At 69.3% G+C, this 20,293-nt stretch carries 17 protein-coding genes; 11 read left to right on the top strand and 6 right to left on the bottom strand.

Going from position 1 to position 20,293, the window contains the following annotated elements:
- Window positions 1-16 precede the first annotated feature (16 nt).
- The 7 genes from soxY to C1704_RS03380 all read left to right on the top strand — a co-directional run bounded on the left by soxY (window position 17) and on the right by C1704_RS03380 (window position 5,645).
- A complete protein-coding gene (soxY, locus tag C1704_RS03350; protein WP_104301002.1) occupies window positions 17-481 on the top strand; it encodes a thiosulfate oxidation carrier protein SoxY in 465 nt (154 codons plus the stop codon).
- Between the two features lie 44 nt (window positions 482-525).
- Window positions 526-837 (top strand): thiosulfate oxidation carrier complex protein SoxZ, encoded by a 312-nt coding sequence (gene soxZ / locus C1704_RS03355; RefSeq protein WP_211286816.1) that lies wholly within the window; start codon window positions 526-528, stop codon window positions 835-837.
- An 84-nt stretch (window positions 838-921) separates the two neighbouring features.
- On the top strand, window positions 922-1,722 hold the full coding sequence (gene soxA / locus C1704_RS03360; RefSeq protein WP_104301006.1) for a sulfur oxidation c-type cytochrome SoxA: 801 nt from the start codon (window positions 922-924) through the stop codon (window positions 1,720-1,722).
- A gap of 12 nt (window positions 1,723-1,734) precedes the next feature.
- Window positions 1,735-2,385 carry a sulfur oxidation c-type cytochrome SoxX gene (gene soxX / locus C1704_RS03365; RefSeq protein WP_245876362.1) on the top strand — a complete coding sequence of 217 codons (651 nt, stop codon included), beginning with the start codon at window positions 1,735-1,737 and terminating at the stop codon, window positions 2,383-2,385.
- A gap of 63 nt (window positions 2,386-2,448) precedes the next feature.
- A complete protein-coding gene (soxB, locus tag C1704_RS03370) occupies window positions 2,449-4,176 on the top strand; it encodes a thiosulfohydrolase SoxB (RefSeq protein WP_104301008.1) in 1,728 nt (575 codons plus the stop codon).
- Window positions 4,177-4,201: 25 nt separating this feature from the next.
- A complete protein-coding gene (locus C1704_RS03375; RefSeq protein WP_419186777.1) occupies window positions 4,202-5,179 on the top strand; it encodes an MBL fold metallo-hydrolase in 978 nt (325 codons plus the stop codon).
- Window positions 5,180-5,285: 106 nt separating this feature from the next.
- Entirely contained in the window at window positions 5,286-5,645 is a 360-nt protein-coding gene (locus tag C1704_RS03380; protein WP_104301010.1) for an ArsR/SmtB family transcription factor, read from the top strand.
- A 2-nt stretch (window positions 5,646-5,647) separates the two neighbouring features.
- Here the strand turns inward: C1704_RS03380 and C1704_RS03385 are convergent, their stop codons facing one another.
- The 4 genes from C1704_RS03385 to C1704_RS03400 form a co-directional block, all read right to left on the bottom strand.
- On the bottom strand, window positions 5,648-6,100 hold the full coding sequence (locus C1704_RS03385; protein WP_104301012.1) for a universal stress protein: 453 nt from the start codon (window positions 6,098-6,100) through the stop codon (window positions 5,648-5,650).
- A gap of 117 nt (window positions 6,101-6,217) precedes the next feature.
- A complete protein-coding gene (locus C1704_RS03390; protein ID WP_104301014.1) occupies window positions 6,218-8,689 on the bottom strand; it encodes a putative bifunctional diguanylate cyclase/phosphodiesterase in 2,472 nt (823 codons plus the stop codon).
- On the bottom strand, window positions 8,689-9,291 hold the full coding sequence (locus tag C1704_RS03395; protein WP_211286817.1) for a methylamine utilization protein: 603 nt from the start codon (window positions 9,289-9,291) through the stop codon (window positions 8,689-8,691). Before C1704_RS03395 ends, C1704_RS03390 begins: the two co-directional genes overlap by 1 nt.
- A gap of 12 nt (window positions 9,292-9,303) precedes the next feature.
- Complete coding sequence (locus C1704_RS03400) at window positions 9,304-10,179, bottom strand: DUF4394 domain-containing protein (RefSeq protein ID WP_104301016.1); 876 nt, start codon at window positions 10,177-10,179, stop codon at window positions 9,304-9,306.
- Window positions 10,180-10,458: 279 nt separating this feature from the next.
- Here C1704_RS03400 and C1704_RS03405 point away from each other — a divergent pair, with 279 nt between their 5' ends.
- The 3 genes from C1704_RS03405 to C1704_RS03415 are packed head-to-tail and all read left to right on the top strand — an operon-like array spanning window position 10,459 to window position 15,154.
- Window positions 10,459-12,231, top strand: coding sequence for an N-acetylglutaminylglutamine amidotransferase (locus tag C1704_RS03405; protein ID WP_104301018.1), 1,773 nt, complete (start codon window positions 10,459-10,461; stop codon window positions 12,229-12,231).
- A gap of 20 nt (window positions 12,232-12,251) precedes the next feature.
- On the top strand, window positions 12,252-14,009 hold the full coding sequence (gene ngg, locus C1704_RS03410; RefSeq protein WP_104301020.1) for an N-acetylglutaminylglutamine synthetase: 1,758 nt from the start codon (window positions 12,252-12,254) through the stop codon (window positions 14,007-14,009).
- Complete coding sequence (locus tag C1704_RS03415) at window positions 14,006-15,154, top strand: osmoprotectant NAGGN system M42 family peptidase (RefSeq protein WP_104301022.1); 1,149 nt, start codon at window positions 14,006-14,008, stop codon at window positions 15,152-15,154. Before ngg ends, C1704_RS03415 begins: the two co-directional genes overlap by 4 nt.
- Before the next feature lie 3 nt (window positions 15,155-15,157).
- On the opposite strand, the gene C1704_RS03420 is transcribed toward C1704_RS03415, so the two are convergent.
- Window positions 15,158-18,304 carry an efflux RND transporter permease subunit gene (locus C1704_RS03420; RefSeq protein WP_104301024.1) on the bottom strand — a complete coding sequence of 1,049 codons (3,147 nt, stop codon included), beginning with the start codon at window positions 18,302-18,304 and terminating at the stop codon, window positions 15,158-15,160.
- Between the two features lie 12 nt (window positions 18,305-18,316).
- The gene (locus C1704_RS03425) at window positions 18,317-19,351 is read right to left on the bottom strand and encodes an efflux RND transporter periplasmic adaptor subunit (protein WP_170064612.1); all 1,035 of its coding nucleotides are present in this window, start codon (window positions 19,349-19,351) and stop codon (window positions 18,317-18,319) included.
- Between the two features lie 277 nt (window positions 19,352-19,628).
- Between C1704_RS03425 and C1704_RS03430 the strand changes: the two genes are divergently transcribed.
- Window positions 19,629-20,285 (top strand): CAP domain-containing protein, encoded by a 657-nt coding sequence (locus tag C1704_RS03430; RefSeq protein ID WP_104301028.1) that lies wholly within the window; start codon window positions 19,629-19,631, stop codon window positions 20,283-20,285.
- Window positions 20,286-20,293 lie beyond the last annotated feature (8 nt).

The following is a 20,293-nucleotide window of genomic DNA, read 5'->3' on the forward strand; positions in this document are numbered from 1 at the left end:
TATCAAGGAGTTGAACATGCACACTCGCAGACAGATGCTCAAGCGCAGCGCCGCGGTGGCCTCGCTGATGGCCGCCGCCGGCGTGTGGCCCGGCACCGCCTTCGCGCAAGGGGGTTACGCGAAGGCCGCTTTCGAAGCCAAGTCGATGGCCGAGCTGACCAAGGCGCTGGGTCTGGCCACGCCCACCGAGAGCAAGGACATCACCGTCACCGGCCCCGACATCGCCGAGAACGGCGCCGTGGTGCCGCTGGGCGCTGCGACCACGCTGCCGGGCGTCAAGCGCATGATGCTGCTGGTCGAGAAGAACCCGAACATGCTGGCCGCCCTGTTCGACTTCAGTGACGCGGTGGACCCGGCCGTGTCCACCCGCGTGAAGATGGGCCAGTCCTCCGACGTGTTTGCCGTGGCGGTGATGAACGATGGCCGCGTGCTCTACGGGCACAAGGAGATCAAGGTCACGCTCGGCGGCTGCGGCGGCTGAGCCTGTCCACACCTTTCCGATCGAATTTCCAGGAGTCAAGCATCATGGCAGATCCAATGCGCATTCGCGCCCAAGCCGCCGGTGACAAGGCCACCGTGCGCGTTCTCATGAGCCACGAGATGGAGACCGGCCAACGCAAGGACGCCAGCGGCAAGGTCATCCCGGCCTGGTTCATCCAGGACGTGACGGCCAAGCACAACGACAAGGTGGTGATGACCGCCCAGTGGGGCCCGGCCGTTTCCAAGAACCCGTTCATGCAGTTCGTCGTGAAAGGCGCCAAGGCCGGCGACAAGATTTCCATCACCTGGGTTGACAACCGGGGCGACACCCGCACCGACGAGGCGACGGTGTCCTGAGTTGCCCACCCGCCCTGGGGCGGGCGCTGAGACGGGCGGATGCCCCGCCCGCATCCGAAAATCACAACGACAAGTGAGGAGACCATGATTCGAGCATCCCTCATCAGCCTGATCGCCCTGGCCGCCACCTCGGCGGCATGGGCTCAGGCCAAAAGCACGGCGGACGGCATCGCCGAGTACCGCGCCATGCTCGCCGACGGCAACCCGGCCGAACTGTTCGAAGCCAAAGGCGAGGACCTGTGGAAACAGGCTCGCGGCCCGAAGAAGGCCACGCTCGAGAAATGCGATCTCGGCAAGGGGCCGGGCGTGGTCAAGGGCGCGTTCGTCGAGCTGCCGCGCTACTTCGCGGACACCGGCCGCGTGCAAGACCTCGAGTCGCGGCTGCTGACCTGCATGGAGACCCTCCAGGGGTTTGACGCTGCCGAGATCGCCAAGACCCCGTTCGGGCGCGGCGAGCAGAACACCCTGGAAGCCCTGGTGGCGTGGATCGCCGCCGAATCGAAGGGCCTGCGCTTCAACGTGCCGATCGCCCACGCGGAAGAAAAGAAGATGTACGAGGTGGGCAAGCGCCTGTTCTTCTACCGGGCCGGCCCTTACGACTTCGCCTGCGCCTCCTGCCATGGCGAGGAGGGCAAGCGCATCCGTCTGCAGGACCTGCCCAACCTCACCAAGAACCCGGGTGACGGCGTGGGCTATGCCGCCTGGCCCGCCTACCGCGTCTCCGCCGGGCAGCTCTGGGGCATGCAGCGCCGTCTGAACGACTGCTTCCGCCAGCAGCGCTTTCCCTACCCGGGCTTTGCCTCTGACGCCACCATTGCCCTGGCGTCCTACATGGGCGTCAATGCCAAGGGCGCCGAGAACATCGCGCCGTCGATCAAGCGCTGAAGAGGAGGCGTCGTGAAAACATCGCAATTTCTGAAGCCCGGGATCCTGGGTGTGTGCCTCATCGTGGCCAGCTGCGCCACCACGGGGGGGGTGGACTACGATCGGCTCACGGCCGACATCCTGAAGTCGTCGTTCCGCGACCAGGGCATGGCCAAGGTGTCGTGGCTGGAGCAGGACGACTCCAACCGCGAGTGCTCCCAGGCGCAAGCTCAGGGTAAGCCGCTCGATCCGGCGCGTGCCAAGGCCATCGAAGAAGCCAACCTCAAGACGGTCAAGTGGCCGAGCAACGGCAAGTTCCTGGGCGACTGGCGCGAAGGCGAGAAGATCGCCCAGAGCGGCCGCGGCGGCACCTGGACCGACCAGCCCGGCACCACCAACGGCGGCAATTGCTACAACTGCCACCAGATCAGCAAGGAGGAGATCTCCTTCGGCACGCTCGGACCGAGCCTGTATCACTACGGCAAGCTGCGCGGCGTGAGTGATCCCGACAGCCCGGCAGCCAGGCCCATCGTCGAGTACACCTGGGGCAAGATCTGGAACGCCAAGGCCTACAACGCTTGCTCGGGCATGCCCCGAGCCGGCCATGCGGGCATCCTGACCGAACAGCAGATCCAGCACGTGATGGCCTTGCTGCTCGACCCGAACTCCCCCGTCAACAAGTGATCGATCTCAGGCCCGCCTCATGCGGGCCTTTGTTTCGACGCAAATATCAGTGATCTCTGAACCATGAGCCTGTCCAAGCGAGAGTTCATTCGCATCCTGGGGATTGCCGCTGCTGCAGGCATGCCATTGGGCCGCTATGCGCATGCCGATGCAGCCACGGCCGAGAAAGGCTTGTACGACCTGCCTCGCTTCGGCAATGTGTCCTTCCTGCACATGACCGACTGCCATGCGCAGCTGCTGCCCATCCACTTCCGCGAACCCAGCGTGAACCTTGGCGTGGGCGCCATGGCCGGGCGCACCCCCCACCTGGTGGGCGAGCACCTGCTGCGCCAGGCCGGCGTTCGCCCGGGCACGGCACTGGCCCATGCCTACACCTTCCTGGACTTTGAAAAGGCCGCGCGACGCTATGGCAAGGTCGGGGGCTTCGCGCAGCTGGCCACCCTCGTCAAACGCCTGAAGGCCACTCGGCCAGGCGCCTTGTTGCTCGACGGTGGAGACACCTGGCAAGGTTCGGCGGTGTCGCTGTGGACGAACGGGCAGGACATGGTCGAGGCCTGCAAGCTGCTGGGCGTGGACATCATGACCGGCCACTGGGAGTTCACGTACGGCCAGGAACGGGTGCAGGAGATCGTCAAGAACGACTTCGCCGGCAAGATCGAGTTCCTGGCGCAGAACGTCAAGACCGCCGATTTCGGCGACCCGGTGTTCAAGCCCTACACGCTGCGCGAGATCAATGGCGTGCCCTGCGCCATCATCGGCCAGGCCTTTCCCTACACACCCATTGCGAACCCCCGTTACATGGTGGCCGACTGGACCTTCGGCATCCAGGACGACAACCTGCAGCAGATGGTGGACGAGGCCCGGGGCAAGGGCGCGCAGGTCGTCGTCGTGCTGTCGCACAACGGGATGGACGTGGATCTGAAGATGGCCTCGCGCGTGCGCGGCGTCGATGCCATCCTCGGTGGGCACACGCACGACGGCGTGCCCGTGCCGGTGCTCGTGGACAACCCGGGCGGCAAGACGCTCGTCACCAACGCCGGCAGCAACGGCAAGTTCCTGGGCGTGCTCGATTTCGAGGTGAAGAACGGCAAGGTGGCCGATTGGCGCTACAAGCTGCTGCCCGTGTTCGCCAACCAGCTCACCCCTGACGCCGAGATGTCCGCGCTGATCCAGCGTCTGCGCGCGCCGCACCAGGCGAAGCTGAGCGAGAAGCTTGCCGTCACGGACGGCTTGCTCTACCGCCGCGGTAATTTCAACGGCACCTGGGACCAGCTCATCTGCGACGCGCTGATGGAGGTGCAGGATGCGCAGATCGCCTTCTCCCCGGGCTTCCGCTGGGGCAGCACGCTGCTGCCGGGCGACACCATCACCCGCGAGCTGATGATGGACCAGGTGGCCACGACCTATTCTTACGCCACTGTCACCGAGATGAGCGGCGAGATGATCAAGACCGTCCTCGAGGACGTGTGCGACAACCTGTTCAACCCGGACCCGTACTACCAGCAAGGCGGCGACATGGTGCGGGTGGGTGGGCTCACCTACGCCTGCGCGCCGCTGGAGAGCATGGGCCGGCGTGTGCAGGACATGCGCCTGAACGGCCAGCCCATCGATCCAGGCAAGACCTATCGGGTGGCCGGCTGGGCCCCGGTGTCCGAAGAGGCGAAGTCTGCCGGTCACAAGATGGTCTGGGACGTGCTGGAGACCTGGTTCAAGGCCCACCCCCGTGTCACGCCGCGCAAGCCCAACGTGCCGCGGCTGATCGGCATGCAGGGCAACCCGGGCCTGGCATGAAGCGGGCGGCCCCGTGATGCACGCTATGGCCCCCCCCTTCCACCGCGCCGCGGTGCGATGCGCTGCGATCGCCGCCCTCGGTCTGATGCTGCTCATGGCCGGATGTGCCAGCACGCCCACCGAGGCCGGCCCGCCGATGCGCCCCCAGCAGGTGGCCGCACACAGCTATTTCGTGCAAGGGGTGTCGGCCCTGGGTTCGCCCGAGAACCGCAACTTCATCTCCAATGCGGGGTTCGTCATCACCGAGGCCGGGGTGGTCGTGATCGACGCGCTGGGCTCTCCCGCACTGGCGCAGGCCCTGCTCGACGCCATCGGCCGCCTCACGCCCCAGCGCATCACCCACGTGATCGTGACGCACTACCACGCCGACCACATCTACGGGCTGCAGGTCTTTCGCGATGCCGGCGCCCGCATCGTGGCCCATCGCGCCGCCCGGGAATACCTCGCCTCCGACACGGCGAGACTGCGCCTGCAGGCCAGCCGTACCGACCTGGCCCCCTGGATCGACGAAGACACCCGGCTCGTCGAAGCCACCGACTGGATCGATGGCGACACGGAACTGGTCGTGGGGGGAACCCGCTTCCTGCTGCGTGCCGTCGGGCCGGCGCACACGCCCGAAGATCTCATCATCGACGTGCCCCAGGAAGGGGTGGTGTTCGCCGGTGACCTGGTCTTTCGCGGACGCATCCCCTTCGTGGGGCAGGCCGACAGCCGGCATTGGATCGCTTCGCTGGACAAGATGCTGCTGTCCTCGCCCCGTGTGGTGGTGCCCGGCCACGGGCCCCACTCGGAGCAGGCCACGGAAGACCTGCGCCTCACGCGCGACTACCTGAGCTTTCTGCGCGAAGCCATGGGGCAGGCTGCCCGCAACCTCGAACCTTTCGACGAGGCCTACGCGCGCACCGACTGGTCGCGATTCGAGCGGATGCCGCTTTTCGGTGTGGCCAACCGCATGAACGCCTACAACACCTACCTCCTGATGGAGCAGGAAGCGCTGCGCTGAAAGCCCTGCTGCAGCCGACCCGCCGTGTTCCATCGCTGCATCGGCATGGACCATTTCGTGGTCGCCCCAGGCTATGATGTGAGGCGATGCGTTCTTGGGTCCTGCCGTGACACTCACCACCGAAGCCGACCACGTCTTTGATTCTGCGGCGGAGTTGTTTGCGCTGTTGTCCACCCCGGTGCGGCTGCGCCTGATCAGCGCGCTTTGCAACCAGGAGAAGAACGTCAGCGAACTCCTGCAGGAGATCGACACCACCCAGCCCAACCTGTCCCAGCACCTGGGCACGCTCTATCGTGCCGGCATCCTCGGCCGGCGGCGCGAGGGAACACAGGTGTTCTACCGCGTCGTGAGCGAGCGCGCGGCCTCCCTGTGCCGCGCGGTGTGCACCCAGGTGGCCCTGGAGATGGACGGCCAGGCCCAGTTGCCCGAGCACGAGCGCCTCTTGCCGGCGCTGCGCCGGCGCTAGGCTCAGCGCACCACCAGCACCGGCACGTCGGCTTCGGCCAGCACCTTCTGCGTCTGGCTGCCCAGCAGGGCCGATGCCGCCGGCCCATGGCCGCGCGAGGCCATCACGATGAGATCGGCCCCGAGGCGGCGCGCCGTCGCCAGGATGGCCGCGTGCGGCGCGTCGCTCACCTCCACGATGGGGTCGATGGGCAGGGCCACGGCGTGAGGCCGCAGCAAGCCGAACAGGCGTTCACGGCCCTTGTCGGCCAGCTGCTGGCGCAGTTGCTCGAAATCGGTGCGCATCGTGGACACCACCTCCAGGAAGTCCGCCGTGGAAAAGTCGTGCACCACCAGGATGGCGCTCAGGCGGGTGCCGGGGCGTTCGCGGGCCATCTTGACCGCCAGGGCGAGGGCCTTGTCGGCACGCTCGGAGCCGTCGGTGGCCACCAGGATGTGGGAAAAGCAGGCGTCCATGCGAGTTCCTTCCAGGGTGGCAGACCCCGGAGCCGAGCGGTCCGTGTCGATCTGCCCAGGCCATTCTGGAATCAGCGGCCGCGGCTGGGCTTGATGTCTGTCAAGCCCCTCGCAACCTCAGAGCAGGGTGGTGGGCGCCTCCTGCAGCACCCGCGCGTCGTGTTCGGTCCACCGCCGGACCCAGGCGGCGAATGCGTCGGAGGGCAGGGGGCGGGCGATGAGGTAGCCCTGCGCCAGGTCGCAATCCAGGCCCCGCAGCGTGCGCCAGTGCGACGGCGTTTCGACGCCTTCGGCCACCACCGACAGGCCGAGGTTGTGCGCCAGGTCCACCGTGGAGCGCACGATCTTGGCATCGTCGCTGTCGCGCTCCATCTGCATCACGAAGGACTTGTCGATCTTGAGTTCCTGCACGGGCAGCCGCTTGAGGTAGGCCAGCGAGGAGTAGCCCGTGCCGAAGTCGTCGATGGCCAGGCGCAGGCCCATCTCGTGCAGGCGCTCCAGCGTCTGCTGGGCGCGCGCCGGGTCGTCCATGATGGCGCTTTCGGTGATCTCCAGGCACAGGGCCTCCGACGGTGCCCCATGGCGCTGCAGCAGCGCCTCGAATTTCTGTGGCAACTCCAGGTCCATCAGGTCACGCGTGGACAGGTTCACCGACAGGGGCATGGCCAGGCCTTGCGACGCCAGCGCGCGCCAGGTGTGCAGGCATTCGTCGAGGATCCAGGCGGTCAGCGTGCGAATGAAGCCGGTCTGCTCGGCGAAGGGAATGAACTCCATCGGCGGCACCGGGCCGCGCTGGGGATGCTGCCAGCGCACCAGGGCCTCGGCACCCTCGACGTGGCCGGTGTGGAGGGCCACCTTGGGCTGCAGCACCAGGCGCAGTTCGTGGTGGTCCACCGCGTGGCGCAGGCCGCTGAGCAGGGAGATGGTGCGCGCACTGCCCGAATCGAAGGCCGGGTCGTAGGCCAGGGCCCCGGCGCCGCGCCGCTTGGCGGCGTACATGGCCACCTCGGCGCGGTTCAGCAGGGTGTCGGCGTCCTGGGCATGGGCGGGGCTGGTGGCCACGCCGATGCTGGCGCGCAGGTCGATGGTCTGGTCATCGAGCACCAGCGGCGCCTCGAAGGCGGCCGCCACGCGCTCGGCCACCCGCAACGCATCGCGCGTGTCGGTGGCCGGCAGCAGCACGGCGAACTCGTCGCCGCTCAGGCGTGCCACCAGGTCACCCTGGCGCACGCACACCTGCCCCAGGCGCTGCCCCACCTGCTGCAGCATGCGGTCGCCAACCTCGTAGCCCATCACGTCGTTCACGTGCTTGAAGCGGTCCATGTCCAGCATCAGCACCGACACATGCCCGGGCGAGCCTTCACGACGATCGTCCGGGTGGAGGATGGGGGGCGTGCGCGCTTCGGCCAGGGCCGCGGCGGCCGAGACGCGGAACTGGGCGCGATTGGGCAGCCCGGTCAGGCTGTCCCAGTAGGCCAGGCGGGTGATCTCGCGCTGCTGGGTATCCACGTTCACACGCATGCGCTCGAAAGCCTGGGCCAGCTCACCGATCTCGTCGGCGCTGCGCACCTGCACGGGGGATTGGTAGTCGCCCTCGCCCAGGCGTTCGGCGGCACGCACGAGGGCGCGCACGGGCGTGGTGATGCGCCGCGCGGTGAAGACGCTGCCCGCGGCGAACACCGCGACGCCCAGCACGGTGAGCAGCGCCATCACGAGCTGAAGTTGCCGGTACGGCGCGACCGCCTCATCGACCGAACGCATCAGCACCGTGCGCACGCTGCCGCCGTCGTCCGGGTTGAGGACGAACATGCGCGCACCGAACTCCTCCCCGTCCACCCTCAAGGCGGCACGCTGCACCGCCGTCAGGCCATCGCCCCCCCAGTCCATGGCGGCCAGCCAGGCGGCCTGATCGGCCTCCAGCGTCGTGGCGCCGATGCGCGGTGTGCCGGCGTCGTCGGGGCGCACCAGCAGGGTCGCCTGCAAGGCGGTGACCTCACGCATGTCGTTCACCAGCGAGGGGCCGATGTCGAAGCCCATCACCACCCAGCCGATCACCAAGGGCGCGCGCAGAGGCACCATCACGAGCTGGTAGGCGTGCCCGCCCAGGGCCACGATTTCGCTGGCCGGGCGCTGGCTCATGCCAAAGGCGGTGCGTTCGGCCAGGCGGTGCACGGCCGGCATCAGGTCCGCCGCATCGCGCTGGCCGGCCGCGCGCAGGGCAAAGCGGGTGTCCAGCAGCAGAGCGATCGACGCCCCGATGCGCTCGCCATGGTTGAGCAGTACCGAGCCGATGGTGTCGGTGTCGTTGGTGGCCACGGCCGAGCGGAAGCCATAGTCGGCGGCCAGCAGCGTCGCGCCGTCACTGAGCTTCTGGGCGTTCTGGGTGAGCAGGCGGCGGAACACACGTTCGCCCAGCTGCAGTTCCTGCGCGATCTGCTCGCGGGCGTTGCGCGAGACGCTCTCGCGCGTGGCGAGGAAGCTCAGGCCCTGCACCACCAGCAGCAGCCCGAGGAACAGCGCAACGATGCGCCGGCTCAGGCGCCGCGACAGCCATCCGGCCAGCGTACGGGCAGCAGGTGCTGCGGCCATCAGGGCGCCACCTCGAGTTTCACCGACACCTCGGCACCGCGAGCATCCAGCACCACCGGCTGGCGATGCGGGGCGCGGCCCTCGGGCCAGCGCGGGTGCCACACCTGCAGCTGGTAGGCGCCCGCAGGCGCGTCTGTAATGCGTGCCACGCCGTCACGGGTGAGGGCAAACCACGGGGTGTCCACCACATGCACCCAGGCCACCATGTTGTCGTGGATGTTGCAGCCCAGCACTGCCGTACCCGGCCTGTCGAACACCACCGGCTGCGCGGGTGTGCCCACATAGAGCTTGATCTCGAAGGGCCTGATGGGCGAGAAGGAATAGACGTGGTGGCGCACGGTGTCGTGGTTGGGGAACTGCACCGCCGTGCCCGTCTGCACCACGGTCACCCGTGGCAGGAACTGACGCGCACGCTGTTCGATCACGGCCTGCGTGCCCGCCGGCAAGGGCGGTGGCGCGCCCTGCGGCAGCAGGGCGACCACGGCGTCGTCGAGCGCGCGGCCCGAGGCGTCGCCCACGTTCACGCGCAGTTCGGCCGCAGACACCGCCGGGGCGCACAGCGCCACCGCAGCCCACAGCACCACCCGATGCACCCGGCGCATCCCGGCACCTCGTCAGGGTTCGATGGCCAGGGCGCGCACCGGCTCGCCCGAGCCGATCACCCCCAGCATCCGGGCGCGGCCGGTGTCGAGGTCGATGCGCACCAGCCGCGACACCCGCTCACGCGGCAGCGTCACCGCCGCCAGGGCCGTGTTGTCGAGGTCGGCGATGTCGAAGGACACCTGGCGCAGCGGCGTGGGAAGGCCCAGCGAGCCCACGGTGAAGAGCTGGCCCGTGTTCGGCGACACGCCCGGCGACACGCCCTCCAGCGAGCCCTGGCGCACCAGCAGACCCAGGCCGGCGTCGATGGCGTAGTTGGTGGTGAGCTTCTCGTCGCGCTTGTTGTAGGTGTAGGCTGCGGCCTCGATGCGCGGCGTGCGGCCGGCGTTCGGGTCGCCTTCGGCATAGCGCAGCACGCCGTCGGGCTGGAAGCCCTCGGCCGCCGGGTCGGCATCCACCAGCGCCCCGGTGTCGGGGTGGGCGCGCAGGTTCTGGCCGCGCTCGGTGACGATGCGGATGCGGTCGGCCGCCGGGTTGAAGTCGAAACCGATGGCGCGGCCGTCCAGGCGCAGCGGCCAGTCGGCCCCGCCCCCCAGGCGCTGCAACCGCCCCTGGGCCGGGTCCAGCGTGTACAGACGCCCCCGGTCGCTCAAGGCATAGAGCTGGCCGCGGGCCACCCGGTAGTCCATGCCCACGATCGACTCGCCCTCCGCCAGGCCTTGCAGCGGTGCCTGGCGCAAAACTTCAGCAGGTCGGCTGGGGTCGATCTGCAGCAGCTGATGCGAAGCAGTGAGCACCCACACCCGAACTGGCGTTTCCAGCGGCCGGGTGGGTACCACCGGCGCAGGCGTGGCGGCGCAGCCCATGAGCGTCGCGCCCAGGGTGGCCATGAGGATCCATCGGCGAAAAAACGTTGACAAAGGGTCCACCTTTCAGATCGAGGGCATCGTCGTCACCATATCGGCAACGGTCAACCCGACTTGACCCTGGGGGCAGGGCCCATCCGGCGCATCGCCAGCGTTCATGCGGGAGAGCAGCGAATCGAGATCGCGCAAGTTGACGGCAGGATGTCGCACCCAGCCGTGCAGTTAAATGCAGATGATTTGATCTGAACCGCTTCTTGGGGCACAGTCGGTTGGCTCTTCCACTTCCACGGAGGCAGCACACCGATGTGTGGTTTCGCAGGCGAGGTGCATTTCGGCACCTCCACCGCCGACCCCGGCACGGTCGCCCGCATGGGCGAGATCCTTCAACCCCGAGGCCCCGACAGCGCCGGCCTCTTCCAGCAGGGCCCCGTCGCCCTGGCCCACCGCAGGTTGCGCATCATCGACCTGTCGGAGCAGGCCCAGCAGCCCATGACCGATGCCGCGCTCGGGCTCACCCTGGTCTTCAACGGCTGCATCTACAACTACCGCGAGCTGCGCCGCGAGCTGGAGGCCCTCGACTACCGCTTCTTCTCCGAGGGGGACACCGAAGTGGTGCTCAAGAGCTTCCACGCCTGGGGGCGCGAGTGCGTCACACGCTTCCACGGCATGTTTGCCTTCGCCGTGTGGGAGCGCGACAGCGGCCGCCTGACCCTGGCGCGCGACCGCTTCGGCATCAAGCCGCTGTACCTGGCGGCCACACCGAAGCGACTGCGCTTTGCCTCCACGCTGCCCGCGCTGCTGGCTGGGGGCGACATCGACACCGCCATCGACCCCATCGCGCTGCACCACTACATGAGCTGGCACGCCGTGGTGCCCGCCCCGCACACCATCGTGCAGGGCGTGACAAAGCTGCCGCCCGCCACGGTGGCCACCTTCGAGCGCGACGGCACCCGCCATGACCACACCTACTGGACGCTGTCGGTGCGCGAAGACCCGGCGCTGGCCGCACTGAAGGACGTGGAACGTGAAGCCCTCGTCGAGGACGCCCTGCGCACCGCCGTGCGCCGTCGCATGGTGGCCGACGTCCCGGTGGGCGTGCTGCTCTCGGGCGGCGTCGATTCCAGCCTCATCGTGGCGCTGCTCGCGCAGATGGGCCAGCGCGACCTGCAGACCTTCTCGATCGGTTTCGAGGACGGCGGCGGAGAGGCCGGCGACGAGTTCCGCTACTCCGACCTGGTGGCCCAGCGCTTCGAGACCGGCCATCACCAGATCCGCATCCCCACGCCCGACCTGCTGCAGGTGCTGCCCGACACCATCGCGGCCATGAGCGAGCCCATGGTGAGCTACGACAACGTGGCCTTCTACCTGCTCTCGCGCGAGGTGTCGCGCCACCTGAAGGTGGTGCAAAGCGGCCAGGGGGCCGACGAGGTCTTCGCCGGCTACCACTGGTATCCGAAGCTGGCGTCCAGCGTCCAGCCCGCGGCCGACTATGCGCGCGTGTTCTTCGACCGCGACCACGCCGCCGTGCAGGCCACGGTGGAGCCGCGCTGGCACACCGGTGACGTGAGCCGCGCCTTCGTGGAGCGGCATTTCGCCACCGTCGATGCGGCCACGGCGCTGGACAAGGCCTTGCACCTGGACAGCACGGTGATGCTGGTGGACGACCCGGTCAAGCGCGTGGACAACATGACGATGGCCTGGGGCCTGGAAGCCCGCGTGCCCTTCCTCGACCACGAGCTGGTGGAACTGGCCGGACGCCTGCCCGCCCAGGACAAGCTCAAGGACGGCGGCAAGGGGGTGCTCAAGGCCATCGCGCGCCGCCTGCTGCCACGCGAGGTGGTCGACCGGCCCAAGGGCTACTTCCCGGTGCCCGCGCTGAAGTACCTCGACGGGCCGGTGCTCGACACGGTGCGCGACGCCCTGAACAGCCGCGCCGCCCGCGAGCGCGGCCTCTTCCGCCCCGAGGCGCTGGCCCCTTGGCTGGCCCATCCGGGCGAGCACCTCACGCCGCTGCGCGGCTCCAAGCTGTGGCAGGTGGCCCTGCTGGAGCTGTGGCTGCAATCGCGCGGCCTGTGAGGCCGGCAGGAGACAAGACCATGATCCCTTCGCACAACCCGCTGGACCCGGCCCAGATGGCCAGCCTCAAGCACTGGGGCGACCCGCCGCCCCATGTGGATCTCGGCGCCATGCAGCCGCAAGCCCATGTCGATTGCGGCTGGGGCCGGCTGCTGCTGGGCCAGACCTTCGACAGCCCCCAGGCGCTGGCCGATGAACTGCGACGCGAGGAAGAAGGGCGGCGCGATGTGGCGCTGTACATCCGCGACCCGCACGTGGCCATCGCGGTGGCGCCGCAGCACCTCTTCCTCGACCCTTCGCACACCTACCGCCTCGACCTGCGCCGCCACCGCATCGAACCGCCCCCCGAAGAAGGCTACACGCTGCGCGAGGCCCGCGCCAACGACGAAGCCACGCTCAACCGCATCTACCGCGCCTGCCGCATGGTGCCGCTGCGACCGGGCTACCTCAGCGACGGCCAGCGCGATCCGGCGGTCATCCTGCTCGTGGTGCACGATGAGGCGAGCGACCAGGTGGTGGGCACCGTCACCGGCGTGGACCATGTGCGCGCCTGCGGCTGCCCCGAGCAGGGCGCGAGCCTGTGGTCGCTGGCCGTGGACCCGCAGGCCACCCGGCCCGGTGTGGGCGAGGCCCTGGTGCGCGCGCTGGCCCACCTCTACCGCTCCCAGGGGCGACGCTACCTGGACCTGTCGGTGATGCACGACAACCATCAGGCCATCGCCCTGTACGAAAAGCTCGGCTTCGAGCGGGTGCCGGTGTATTGCGTGAAGCACAAGAACCCGATCAACGAGAAGCTCTTCACCGGGCCCGACGACTGCGCCGAGGTCAACATCTATGCGCGCATCCTCATCGACGAAGCCCGCCGTCGCGGCATCGGTGTGGAGCTGCAGGACGCCGAGCACGGCTTCTTCCGCCTCACCCATGGCGGGCGCACCGTGAGCTGCCGGGAGTCGCTCACCGACCTGACCTCGGCGGTGGCCATGAGCCGTTGCGACGACAAGCGCGTGACGCGCAAGGTGCTCGAAGCCGCCGGGCTGCGCCTGCCCGACCAGGCGCTGGTGCGCAACGACACCCAGGTGGCCGCCTTCCTGCAACGCCACGGCCGCATCGTCGTGAAGCCGGCCCGCGGCGAACAGGGTCGCGGCGTGAAGGTGGACCTGCGCACGCCGGGCGAGGTGCACCGCGCCATCGAGGCAGCGCGCGCCCACTGCGACGACGTGATCATGGAAGAGCTGGTGCCCGGGCAGGACCTGCGCATCGTCGTGATCGACTACCAGGTGGTGGCCGCCGCCACACGCCGCCCGGCCGAGATCACCGGCGACGGGCAGACCAGCGTGCGCGAGCTCATCGCCAAGCAGAGCCGCCGGCGCGAGGCCGCCACGGCCGGAGAAAGCCGCATCCCGCTGGATGCCGAGACCGAACGCTGCGTGCACGCCGCCGGCCACACCCTGGACACGGTGCTGCCCGCCGGCACGGTGCTGCCCGTGCGCAAGACCGCCAACCTGCACACGGGCGGCACCATCCACGATGTGACCGACCAGATCCACCCCGCCCTGCGCGAGGTGGCCGAGCGCGCCGCGCGGGCGCTGGAGATCCCGGTGGTGGGCTTCGACTTCATGGTGCCCGACCTGGGCGGCACCGCCTACGCCATCATCGAGGCCAACGAACGCCCCGGCCTGGCCAACCACGAGCCTCAGCCCACGGCCGAGCGTTTCATCGACCTGCTCTTCCCGCAGACCCGCGCCGCGCCCCTGCCGGACCTGAAGGAGAGCGCGTGACCCGAAAGACCACCCCCCGCATCGACCGCGACTACCTGCTCGACGTGCTGCAGCGCCTGCTGCTCACGCCCAGCCCCTCGGGCATGACCGACGAGATCGTCGTGAAGGTATCCAACGAACTCGAACAGCTCGGCATCCCCTACAGCCTCACCCGGCGCGGGGCCATCCGGGCCGACATCGAAGGCGCGCGCCACAGCCCCGATCGCGCCATCGTCGCCCACCTCGACACCCTGGGGGCGATGGTCAAGCAGCTCAAGCCCAACGGCCGGCTCGAACTCGTGCCCATCGGCTTCTGGTCCTCGCGCTTTGCCGAGGGCGCGCGTGTGACGCTCTATGGCGACGACGGCCTCACCTGCCGCGGCACCATCCTGCCCTGCAAGGCCTCGGGCCACACCTTCAACCAGGAGATCGACACCCAGCCGGTGGCCTGGACCCACGTGGAGCTGCGCCTGGACGAACGCTGCCATTCGCGCGAGGACCTCATCCGCCTGGGCGTGAACGTGGGCGACACCATCGCGGTGGATTCGGCACCCGAGTTCCTGCCCAACGGCTTCATCAACGCCCGCCACCTGGACGACAAGGCCGGCGTGGCCGCCCTGCTGGCCGTGGCGCGCGCGCTGCGCGAGTCCGGCACCCGCATCCCGGTGGACTGCCACCTGCTGTTCACCATCTCGGAAGAGGTGGGCGTGGGCGCGTCGCACGTGCTGCACGGCGACGTGGCCGAGCTGATCTCCATCGACAACGGCACGGTGGCCGAAGGCCAGAACACCTGCGAGTACGGCGTGACCCTCTCGATGCAGGACTCGGCCGGCCCCTTCGACTGGCACCTCACGCGCCACCTGCTGGCGCTGTGCCGCGAACGCGGCATCGAGCACAGCCGCGACGTGTTCCGCTACTACCGCAGCGATGCCGCCGCCGCGCTGGAGGCCGGCAACGACATCCGCACGGCCCTCGTGTGCTTCGGGCTCGATGCCTCGCACGGCCACGAGCGCGTGCACGTCGATTCGCTGATGGCCCTGGCCGAGCTGCTGCTGGCCCATGTGCAGAGCCCGCCACTCTTCAAGCGCGACGCGGCCCTGCTGGGCCCGCTGGCCGACTTCCCCGCCCACAACGATCCGACGTTGGCGGAGGGCGGCGCTTCCTGACGCTCAGGCGGCAGCCGGCGCCTCGTGGTGCGCCGGCCGCTTGCGATCCAGCCGGCGCATGAAGACGAGGTAGAGCAAGGGCACCACGTAGAGCGTGAGCAGCGTCGAGAAGGCCAGGCCCCAGACGATGCTGGCGGCCACCGGCCCCCACAGCAGGCTCTTGCCGCCCAGGCCCGTGGCCAGCGAGAACAGCCCGCCGATGGTGGTGGTGGACGTGATCAGGATGGGCACCACCCGCCGGCGTGCGGCCCACACGATGGCATGCATCGTGCCCATGCCACGCGCACGGCGCTCGTTGGCCGCGTCGATCAGCACGATGGCCGCGTTCACCGCGATGCCGGTCAGCGCGATCACGCCGTACATCGTGTAGAGCGAGAGCGGGTTCTGCGTGAGCGCCAGACCCAGCGTCACGCCGGTGAAGGCCAGCGGCACGGTCACCAGGATCATGAAGGGTTGCCAGTAGCTCACGAACTGCGCGGCCAGGATCAGGAAGATCAGACCCACGCCCAGCGCAAACAGCTGGGCCATGGCATCGAGGCTCTCCTGGATGTCCTCCAGCTCGCCTGAGAACTCCAGGTCGATGCCCGGGTACTGGCTGGCCACCTCGCGCCAGGCGGCCTGCACCTGCGCGTTGGCCTGGGCGGTGTTCACAGCGTCGGCGTTGTCCCTGGGGTCGTCGAGATTGGCCTCCACCGTGATGGTGCGGCGCAGGTTGTAGTGGCGGATGAAGCCCTTGCCCGGCTCCACGCTGGCCGTCACCAGCGCCTCCAGGCGCGTGACCTGGCCGTTGGGCAGGGTGAGCGGCTCGGCCAGCAAAGCGGCCGGGTCGGCGCGCAGGTCGTCGCGGCCGCGCACGCGCACCTCGATCTTGTCGCCGCCCTCGCGGGTGAAGGCCACGATCTCCCCGTCGACCTGGATGCGCAGCTGGCGCGCCAGCGAGGCCGCATCGAGCCCGGCGCGCCTCAGGGCCTCGTGGTCGAACTGCAGCGTGAGCTTGGGGCGGCCCGGCACGTCGTCGTCGGTCACGTCCTTCGCACCAGGCACCCCGGCCACGATGGTCTTGACCGCATCGGCGGCGCGGCGCAGCTGCGCCGCATCATCGCCGCGCACCTTGACGTTGATGGCCTTGCCCTTGGGCGGGCCGCCGGAGAGCAGCGTGAAGCTCTTGCGCCCGGGGCCGGGCAGCGCCTCCACCTCGGCCCGCATGGCCTCGATGACCTCGCTCACCTCACGTCCGTCCTCACCGCGCGGGTTGAGCGAGACGGTCACCTGCGCATAGGGGTCGCCATAGACCGGTTCGGTCTCCGTGAACTTGATGCCGGCCACCGACACCACCGAGCGGGCCTCGCCTTCGGGGCCCACCCCCTGAAGGTAGCGGCGCACCACCTGTTCCACGGCTTCGGTCTCGGCCAGGGTCTCCTCCAGCGTGGCCTGCGAGGGCATGTCCACGTTCACATAGAACACGCGCAGCGGGTCGAAGGCAAAGAACTGGACCTTCACGGCGCCCCCCAGGAACAGGCCCACCGCCCCCACCACCAGGGCGACGGCCACCACCATCGACCAGCCGGCGCGGCGCAGCACGGCCGCCAGGCTCTTGCCGTACCACAGGCGCAGCTTGCGGTTGAACTCGTTGCGCCAGGCCTGGGCGCGGGAGGGTTGGTCGAGCCGCAGGCGCAGCGCCGTCACGTGCGTGGGCAGCATCCAGAAGGCCTCGATCAGGCTGATCAGCAGGGCCAGCGTCACGACGAAGGGAATGACGAACATGAACTTGCCCACGATGCCGGGCAGCAGCATCAGCGGCAGGAAGGCGGCCATCGTCGTCATCACCGAGGACAGCACCGGCGCAAACACCTCGCGCACCCCCCCCAGCGCGGCGTCGAGGGCTTCGGCCCCCCGCTGCAGCCGGTAGTAGATGGCCTCGACCACCACCACCGCGTCGTCCACCAGCATGCCCAGAGCGATCACGAGGCCCAGCAGCACCGAGATGTTGAGCGTGTGCCCCAGGCTGCTGAGCACGATCATCGTGCCCGCCAGCGAGAAGGGGATGCCGATGGCGATGAGCACGCCGATGCGCCAGCCCAGGAAGAGCCAGCAGATGGCCAGCACGCTCACCAGGCCGAACAGGGCGTTCGTTTCCATCACGCCGATGGCCTCGCGCGTGGGCACGGTCTGGTCGTCGGTGAGCACGAGCGTGAGCCCGCTGGCGGCCAGAGCCCCCTGGCGCTGCTCGATGTAGCCGCGCAGTTGCTCGACGAGCTGCAGCGTGTTGGTACCGGCCTTTTTCGTGACCGCCAGGCTGATGGCACTCTGCCCGTCCATGCTGGCCAGCTGGGCCGCGGGTGCGCGGGCCCGCTCGATGCGAGCCACGTCTTCGAGCCGCGCCGTGGCCTCGGGCCGTGCGGGGTTGCGCACCACCACACCGGCCAGGCGCTGCGGATCGGTGGCAATGCCCTGCACCGTGACCGACCAGGCGCCCCCCTCGGTCTTGAGCGTGCCGGCCGAGGTGTCGCGGAAGACGCTGCGCACCGCATCGGCCACGTCCGTGGCGCTCAGGCCGCGCGCCACCAGGGCGACGTTGTCGGGAGTGATCAGGATCTCGGGGTCGCGCAGGCCGGAGGCATAGACCTGGTCCACCCCCGTGATGCGCTCCAGGTCGAGCTTGATCTGGCGGCCGGCCTGGCGCAGCACCTCGTCGTCGGCCTGGCCCAGCAGCATGAGCTGCGCGGTGGGGAAGCCGTTGGAGGTGGTGATCTCGACGATCAGCGGATCCTCGGCCTCGCTGGGCAGCTCGGCATTGGCCTTGTTCTGGATCTCGCGGCGCAGGTCGGCGATGCGCTTGTCGAAGGTGCGCTCGGAGATCTCGCGAAAGCGCACGAGGATGCTGGACGCATTCTCGCGGCTGCTCGAGATCACGAAGCGCACGTCGGCCACCCCCTTGATGGCGTCTTCCAGCGGGTTGGTGACCAGGCGCTCGACGTCTTCGGCCGAAGCGCCCGGCAGGGCGGTGACGATGCTGACCCAGTTGAAGTTGATCTCCGGGTCCTGGGCGCGCGGCATCGTCAGGTAGCTGAGCACCCCCATCACCAGCACCACCACGAAGGTGACGTTGGCGAGCGGATGGTTGCGGATCAGTGCAGCCAGCAGCTTCATCGGCGCGCCCCGTCAGCGGTCGATGCTGACGGGCTCGCCGTCGCGCAGGGCCGCCTGGCCGCTGATGACCACCGGCGTGTCAGCCGCCAGTGTGGCCACGGCCGCCCGCCCTTCCTGCGCACCGGGCAAGGGCACGAAGCGGGCGCGGCCGTCGGCCACCGTGAACACCCCCAGGCGGCGCTCACGCAGCACGATCAGCGAGGGTGGGACATGGGCGCGGTCCTCGGCCCACACCAGCCGCCCCTCGGTGCCCGGCAGCACGGCCTCCTGGGGGGCCAGGCGCACCTCCACCGTGCGCGACGACGCCGTCACCGCGCCGGCCACGCGCAGCAGCTTGAGCGGTACGGCGCGCCCGGCCGTCTCGAAGCGGGGGGCCTGTGCGGCACGCAGGCCCGACACATCGTCCGGCAGGAGCTGGGCGCTCACTTCGGCCGCGCCTGTTTCGGTCAGCACGTACAGCGCCGTGCCCGGGGCCACGTACTCGCCGGCCTGGGCCAGACGCTGGCTCACCGTGCCGGCAAACGGTGCCGTGATGCGGGTGCGCGCCAGCGCCCGCTGGGCCGTGGCCAGCTGGGCCTGGTTGGCGGCCAGTTCGGCCTGCAGGAGTTTCAGCTCGGTTTCTCGCTGGTTCAGCGCCTCCTGCGACAGGAAGTTCTGCGCCACCAGCTCGCGGGTGCGCTGCAGCTGGGTCTGCGCGAGGCCCACGCGCGCCTGCGTGGCCTGCAGGGCCGCCTGGGCGCGGTCGCGTTCGAGGCGGAAGTCGGTCGGGTCGATCTCGGCAAGCAGTTCGCCACGGCGCACGCTGGCGCCCGCATCCACCGTCCAGCGCAACACCGTGCCCGGCACCTCGGCCGCCACGCGGGCCTGGTTGCGCGCCACCACGGCCGCCGGCGCTTCGCGCTGCGGGCGCACGGCCACGTCGCCGAAGGGCCGGACCTGGACCAGCGCGGCCCCGCCATTGGCCGAGGGAGCCTGGGCCTGGGCAGGGCCGATCCACAGGAGCGCCCCGAGGCAAGACAAGAACACGGCAAGGCAGCGAAGCTTCATGGAGGACTCGAGGAGGACGGCCCGAGAGACAGCACCACCGTGAGGGCGGAGCCCGGTGGGCCAGAGGCCGGTTTTGTGCAGATGTTCACGATTATGCGCGTGCGCGAGCAGCGCACCCACCCTCTTTCGGGGGCGCTGTGGGGTCATCTGCCGTCATGCTGCTGACATGTGTCGTGAGGTTCCTGTTGTGACATTCACACGGGCGGTTGCAATCGGTAATCCCTGGACGGCGAGCCTCGCGCCAAGATGCGCGCTTCGCGTCCCGCCAGAGAAGTCCATGCCCGTCGCGCCCAGTTCGATTCTCTCCCTCGTGCCGGTCCGGGTGGCCTGCCTGGCCGCAGCCGCAGTGGCCCTGTCGGCGTGCGGCGGCGGTGGCGGCGACGATGCCCCTGGATCCCCAAGCGACGCCTCCTCCACGCAGACCAGCGCCCCGGCGCCGGCGGATCCGCCCGCGGCCGCCGCGCCCACGCCGGCTCCAGCCCCAGCGGTGGAGGACATCACCTGCGGCCTGCCCAACTTCCAGGCGGAGGTGTTGCGTCTGGTGAATGAGCGCCGCGCCGCCGGCGCCAGTTGCGGAAGCCGCGGCACCTTTGCGGCCACCACGGCGCTGAGCTGGAATACGGCATTGACGACCGCGGCCTACGGCCACAGCCGTGACATGGCCGACAACAACTACTTCAGCCACACCAGCCGCGACGGTCGCACCTTCGACCAGCGCATCACGGCCGCCGGCTACCGCTGGAGCCGCGCCGGCGAAAACATCGCAGCGGGCTACACCTCGGCTCAGAGCGTGGTCAACGGCTGGATGGCCAGCGAGGGCCATTGCGCCAACCTCATGAACCCGAACTTCCGCGACATGGGCCTGGCCTGCGCACGCAACGCCGGCAGCCGCTACGGCTGGTACTGGACCCAGAACCTGGGCACGCCGCGCTGAGCGCTGGC

This window comes from Caldimonas caldifontis, assembly GCF_002930615.1.
Taxonomy (GTDB): Bacteria; Pseudomonadota; Gammaproteobacteria; order Burkholderiales; family Burkholderiaceae_C; genus Caldimonas; species Caldimonas caldifontis.

What these genes read in the sequence shown, in the direction of transcription:
- soxY (WP_104301002.1), top strand. Translation starts at nt 17, where the DNA reads ATGCACACTCGCAGACAGATGCTCAAGCGCAGCGCCGCGGTGGCCTCG.
- soxZ (WP_211286816.1), top strand. Translation starts at nt 526, where the DNA reads ATGGCAGATCCAATGCGCATTCGCGCCCAAGCCGCCGGTGACAAGGCC.
- soxA (WP_104301006.1), top strand. Translation starts at nt 922, where the DNA reads ATGATTCGAGCATCCCTCATCAGCCTGATCGCCCTGGCCGCCACCTCG.
- soxB (WP_104301008.1), top strand. Translation starts at nt 2,449, where the DNA reads ATGAGCCTGTCCAAGCGAGAGTTCATTCGCATCCTGGGGATTGCCGCT.
- C1704_RS03375 (WP_419186777.1), top strand. Translation starts at nt 4,202, where the DNA reads ATGGCCCCCCCCTTCCACCGCGCCGCGGTGCGATGCGCTGCGATCGCC.
- C1704_RS03385 (WP_104301012.1), bottom strand. Translation starts at nt 6,100, where the DNA reads ATGGACGCCTGCTTTTCCCACATCCTGGTGGCCACCGACGGCTCCGAG.
- C1704_RS03390 (WP_104301014.1), bottom strand. Translation starts at nt 8,689, where the DNA reads ATGGCCGCAGCACCTGCTGCCCGTACGCTGGCCGGATGGCTGTCGCGG.
- C1704_RS03395 (WP_211286817.1), bottom strand. Translation starts at nt 9,291, where the DNA reads ATGCGCCGGGTGCATCGGGTGGTGCTGTGGGCTGCGGTGGCGCTGTGC.
- C1704_RS03400 (WP_104301016.1), bottom strand. Translation starts at nt 10,179, where the DNA reads ATGGCCACCCTGGGCGCGACGCTCATGGGCTGCGCCGCCACGCCTGCG.
- C1704_RS03405 (WP_104301018.1), top strand. Translation starts at nt 10,459, where the DNA reads ATGTGTGGTTTCGCAGGCGAGGTGCATTTCGGCACCTCCACCGCCGAC.
- ngg (WP_104301020.1), top strand. Translation starts at nt 12,252, where the DNA reads ATGATCCCTTCGCACAACCCGCTGGACCCGGCCCAGATGGCCAGCCTC.
- C1704_RS03420 (WP_104301024.1), bottom strand. Translation starts at nt 18,304, where the DNA reads ATGAAGCTGCTGGCTGCACTGATCCGCAACCATCCGCTCGCCAACGTC.
- C1704_RS03425 (WP_170064612.1), bottom strand. Translation starts at nt 19,351, where the DNA reads ATGAAGCTTCGCTGCCTTGCCGTGTTCTTGTCTTGCCTCGGGGCGCTC.
- C1704_RS03430 (WP_104301028.1), top strand. Translation starts at nt 19,629, where the DNA reads ATGCCCGTCGCGCCCAGTTCGATTCTCTCCCTCGTGCCGGTCCGGGTG.